The 4,588-nt window shown below is 71.1% G+C and carries 5 protein-coding genes; 1 reads left to right on the forward strand and 4 read right to left on the reverse strand.

The genetic code is table 11. The features are described 5' to 3' along the window. Positions 1-693 carry a hypothetical protein gene (locus E1281_RS37755; RefSeq protein ID WP_131884499.1) on the reverse strand — a complete coding sequence of 231 codons (693 nt, stop codon included), beginning with the start codon at positions 691-693 and terminating at the stop codon, positions 1-3. Positions 694-791: 98 nt separating this feature from the next. After that, the gene (locus E1281_RS37760; RefSeq protein ID WP_131884501.1) at positions 792-1,463 is read right to left on the reverse strand and encodes a lysophospholipid acyltransferase family protein; all 672 of its coding nucleotides are present in this window, start codon (positions 1,461-1,463) and stop codon (positions 792-794) included. A gap of 370 nt (positions 1,464-1,833) precedes the next feature. Here E1281_RS37760 and E1281_RS37765 point away from each other — a divergent pair, with 370 nt between their 5' ends. After that, positions 1,834-2,223: an STAS domain-containing protein gene (locus tag E1281_RS37765; RefSeq protein ID WP_243717780.1), complete on the forward strand. Its 390-nt coding sequence runs from the start codon at positions 1,834-1,836 to the stop codon at positions 2,221-2,223. Positions 2,224-2,285: 62 nt separating this feature from the next. On the opposite strand, the gene E1281_RS37770 is transcribed toward E1281_RS37765, so the two are convergent. Together E1281_RS37770 and E1281_RS37775 are read right to left on the reverse strand one after the other, a co-directional pair. Further along, a complete protein-coding gene (locus tag E1281_RS37770) occupies positions 2,286-3,113 on the reverse strand; it encodes a glutamate ABC transporter substrate-binding protein (RefSeq protein WP_131884500.1) in 828 nt (275 codons plus the stop codon). An 11-nt stretch (positions 3,114-3,124) separates the two neighbouring features. Beyond that, positions 3,125-4,588 (reverse strand): hypothetical protein (locus E1281_RS37775; protein WP_347813338.1); only part of this gene is annotated, 1,464 nt, incomplete at its 5' end.

A 4,588-nucleotide genomic window follows, 5' to 3' on the forward strand; every position in this document is an offset into this window, starting at 1 on the left:
TTACGGGAGGATGCGGGTGGTCTGGGTTAGGGAGCGGCGGGCCAGGGCTTCGGCTTCGGTTCGGGTGGCCTGGGGGCCGAAGACGGTGACCGTGGTGAGGTACTGGCGTCCGCGGAAGACGACGTACCAGGTGCGGGTGCGGGTGTCGCCGGTGGTGGTGACCACGCCCACGGCGCGGGAGCCCTCGCCGATGTCGCCCCTGGGCCCTTCCGTCACCCGGTGCTGGGACCACTGGGAGCCGACCTTGGTGCGGAAACTCAGGCAGCCGGCGGGGACGCGGGCGTTCACCTGCTTCTCGGCGTCGGCGGCGGACATGCCCATCAGCGTCTGGGTGACGCTCTGGCCCTGCTTGGCGAACGTGACCAGGGCCGCGGGGACGTCGGCGGGCACGGTGCCCCCCGGCTGGCCCGTCCCGCAGCGGGGCTTGTCCAGGACGGCCTGCCGCTGGAGCCTGGCGGCGTTCTGGATGGCCTTGAGCGTGCCGTAGGAGCCCGAATCCGGCTCCCCGGCCTTCCGGTAGCCGGGCAGCTCGGTGAGGAGCGCCTGCGCGAGCTGGTCGGAGGTGTAGCCCACCCCCGCGACCTCGGCGGGGGCGGTGCCGTGGACGGGGCGGGCGCTTTCCCCGCCGCCGCCGCACGCCGTCACCGCGGCGGCCGTCGACAGCAGGACGATCGGGAGGAGCCTGTGCGCCATGGCGGTGACCCTACGGCGCGGAGGGTGCGGGCCGCCCGGGACGACACGCGTTCCGGGCGAACCGGGCCGTTCCGGGGCCGTCCCTCACAGGGGGACGGTCAGGCTTCTCCCACCCGGTCGTTGTACTCGGCGGCGTACTCCTGGCCGGACATCTTCTGGATCGTCTCGACGATCTCGTCGGCGATGGCGCGGCGGGCCTTGGCGGGCGGCATGTCGCGGTAGTGGGAGAAGTCCATCGGGGGACCGATCCGCACGGTGGGGCGGGGGCCGAACACGCGCGGCAAGGGCGCGCCGATCGGCTGGATCTTCTCGGTGCCCTCCAGCGCGACGGGCAGCACGCGGGCGCCGGACTCCAGCGCGAGCCAGCCGATCCCCGTCCGGCCGCGGTAGAGCCGCCCGTCCGGGGAGCGGGTGCCCTCCGGGTAGATCGCGAACGCGCCGGCGTTCTCCAGGACCTCGGCGGCCTGCTCCAGCGCGCCCATCGCGGCGCGCCGGGCGCCGCGCCGGACGGGGACGTGTCCGAGGTTGGTGAGGAACCAGCGGACGAAGCCCTTCTTGAGGCCGCCGCCCTCGAAGTAGTCCGCCTTGGCGATGTAGGTGACCGGCCGCGGGACGGCCAGGGGGATGATGAAGCTGTCGATGAACGACAGGTGGTTGCTCGCCACGATGAGCGGCCCGTAGCTCGGCACGTTCTCCCCGCCCACGACCCGCGGACGGAAAAGCAGCCAGAGGATCGGACGCACCACGCGCGTCATGAACGTGTAGAACACCCAGCCTCCTGAATTCGCCACCGACACTGTAACCTCTGCGCCGATCCGCGCCTCGGTCAGCGTCCGCCTTTCCGTTCGCCGGTCAGGTCGAGAATTACCCAACCGCAGGTCAAGGCCGGTCCGGACGGCCTTATGAGCCATTTCTACTATTCAGTAAGTTTCTCTTCAGTAAGTTATTGCCCCGTTTCCCGGAGGTCCCGGGACGCGGCCGGACGCTTCGGACGATCCGTCGGGTAGGGTCTACAGAGCAGACCGGACGGCCGTCTCGGGCATGTTACGGTCCGGGGCACACCCGTGGGCGACCTGGTCCTTTTCCCGGGAAGTGCTTGGAATGCGGGCACGGGTGCGCAATCCTGAGGAGTCACCTGAGATGGCCGGGGACCACCGGATGGGGCGTGAGGTGACCATGGACTTCGACATCAACCTGATGCGCGACGACCGGTGCACGCTCGTACGCGTGCACGGCGACATCGACGTGGTGTCCCGCACGCGCTTCGAAGAGGCCCTGTTCGAGGTCGTGGAGTCCGGCGAGCCCATGGTCATCGACATGCGCGAGGTCACGTTCTGCGACTCCACCGGCCTCAACGCGATCGTCGCCGCCAACCGCCGCGCGGGTGAGCACGGCACCGTCGTCGCGCTGGTGGCGCTGCCGCCGCGCGTCCAGCGGGTCTTCCGCATCACCGGTATCGACAAGTTCATCCCGATCTACGACACGCTCCGCGAAGCCATCGTCGCGCTCCCCTCGTCCACGACCCCCTGACACGCCGGCGATCGCCGCATCGCTCCGAACTCGCCTTGACGGCTTGTCGCGGGGTTGCGGTATCACTTGCAGCCCTCGAACTGGGGGACGCTGGTGGTCAGCTTCAGGCCCGAGTCGCCGAACCACTTGTCCAGCAGGCGCTTGGCCGTGCCGTCCTGGTACATGGCGGTGATGGCGCGGTTGATCTCTTCGCAGCCCTTCAGGTCGCCCTTCTTGATGCCGACGCCGTACTTCTCGTCGGTGAACGGCGCGTTGATCATGCGGCCGGGACGGCCGGCGGCGAAGCCGGCGACGATGAGGTCGTCGGTCGACACGGCGTCGAGCCTCCCGCCGGCCAGCGCGTCCATGCAGGCCCCGTAGGTGTCGACGGTGACGGGCTCGGCGGCCACCTTGCGCTCCTCGATGACGCGGCGCCAGGAGTTGGAGCCGGTCACGGCGCAGATCCGCTTGCCCTTCAGATCGCGCACGTCGTTGATCGAGGTGTCGTCGGCGCGGACGAACGTGTCCTGGTGCGCGACGTAGTACGGGCCCGCGAAGGTGACCTTCATCTTGCGCGTCGCCGTGATCGAGTACGTCGCGACGATGATGTCCACGGTGCCGTTGGCCAGCGCCTCCTCCCGGACGGACGAGTTCGTCGTCTTGAACGTGAGGCGGCTCTCCGGGATGCCGAGCTTGCCCGCGATGTAGGTGGCGACATCGACGTCGAAGCCCTTGTACGTCCCGTCCGGGCCCTTCACGCCGAGGGCGGGCTGGTCCTCCTTCACGCCGATGACCAGGGACTGCTTGTCGGCCACGGTCTCTTCCTCGGTGCCGCCGAGACCGCAGGCCGACAGCCCGGCCGCGGCGGCCAGGAAAGCGGCCGCCGCGGCGGCGGCGCGGGTGACGCGCATGCTCGTCTCCTTCAGCGGAACTCGGCCAGCCGGGGACGGACCCCGACGAGAATCAGCAGGACGATGACGGCCGCACCGGCGGCCGGGACGGCGTTCCAGCCGCGCAGCCCGCCGTCGGCGTCCCGGATCGCGTCGTCGAACGCGTCCTGGTGGACGGCGGTCAGCTCGCCCAGCGCCGCGTCGTAGGAGCCGAAGTCGCGGATGGCGGTGGAGGCCATCCGCGCGTCGACGGCCGCTCCCCGGTCGCCGGACGACGCGAGCCGCCGTATGCGCGCGTCGTTGCGCTGGACGGCCCGGTACGCCTGGAGCGTCTTCCGCAGGGCGGCGGCCTCGCGGCCGCCGGGCTCCACGGTGCGCGCCTCGTCCCCGAAGAAGCCGAGGAACGGGACCTCCCCCTGGCCGGCCTTGTACGGGCCGAGCTTCTCCTCAAGCCCCGCGTAGTAGTTCTCCAGATTCACCGGCTTGTCGCCGATGTCCGGCTGGATCACCGACAGCGACTTGTCGAGGTAGGTCTGCTCGTAGGTGTCGGCGCGTCCCGGGTCGAGGAGGTAGCGGCTCTCGTCGGCGAACGCGCTGTGGCTGATCGCGCGGGCCCTGGACAGCTGGAGGATGGAGTCGAAGCCGTCCTCCTTGGCCTTCTTCATGTGCCCGGCCTGGGCGGTCAGCAGGCCCGCCCCGACGCCGGCGAGTGCCAGCGTCGCGAGCGTCGCCAGGACCAGCGCCGGGTTGAGGACGCGGCGGAACGTCCGCCCGAGGTAGAGCTGCGTCGCGATCAGGAGGAGCAGCACGACGAGGCCCGTCACGGCGACCCACGTGCGTCCCGCCAGCACCGCCGACCGCTTCTCCTCGTACTGCTGCCGGACCTGGGCCCCGGTGTCGAGCGTGATGTTGTACGCCTTGGGCAGGAGCTGGAGCTTCATCAGGTCCGTCGCCTCCCGGTAGGCGTCGACGACCTCCTGCGGCGGCTGGCCCGGCGCGTGGCCGGCCTGCGCGTCGAGCTCCATGGCGCGCCCGACGAGCCGCTCGTACTTGCCGAGGCCGTCCAGCACCTCCTGGACGGTGCGCCGCAGCGCCGCGTCGCTGCCGGCGAGCTGCGCGGCCTGCACCGCGGCCGCGTCGGCCTCCGCGCGGCGCTGCTCGTACACCTGCAGCGACCGGTCGTGGCCGATGCCGAGGTCGTGGTCGCGGCCGATCAGCAGGATGTTGGAGACCTGCGCGTCCATGTCGCTGAGCGCGAAGTACAGCGTGCCGGTCGCGACGACCTGCGGGCCCGCGTCGTGGCCGATGGTCTGGACGGAGTCGCGCGCGTTCCCGATCGCCACGGTCAGCACGGCCAGCAGGGCCAGGATGGCGACCAGGGTCAGCACGACGTGCGTGCGGATGCGGCCCGGGATCGTGCGGAGCCACCGGCCGCGCGCGAACGTCCCCAGGCGTCCGCCACGCGGCCGCTCGGTGCCCGCGGGCGGGCGGGCCTC

This window comes from Actinomadura sp. KC345 (genome assembly GCF_004348515.1).
GTDB lineage: Bacteria > Actinomycetota > Actinomycetes > Streptosporangiales > Streptosporangiaceae > Spirillospora.

Excerpts from the sequence above, each read along its gene's own strand:
- E1281_RS37755 (WP_131884499.1), bottom strand. The coding sequence starts at position 693 with ATGGCGCACAGGCTCCTCCCGATCGTCCTGCTGTCGACGGCCGCCGCG.
- E1281_RS37765 (WP_243717780.1), top strand. The coding sequence starts at position 1,834 with ATGGCCGGGGACCACCGGATGGGGCGTGAGGTGACCATGGACTTCGAC.
- E1281_RS37770 (WP_131884500.1), bottom strand. The coding sequence starts at position 3,113 with ATGCGCGTCACCCGCGCCGCCGCCGCGGCGGCCGCTTTCCTGGCCGCC.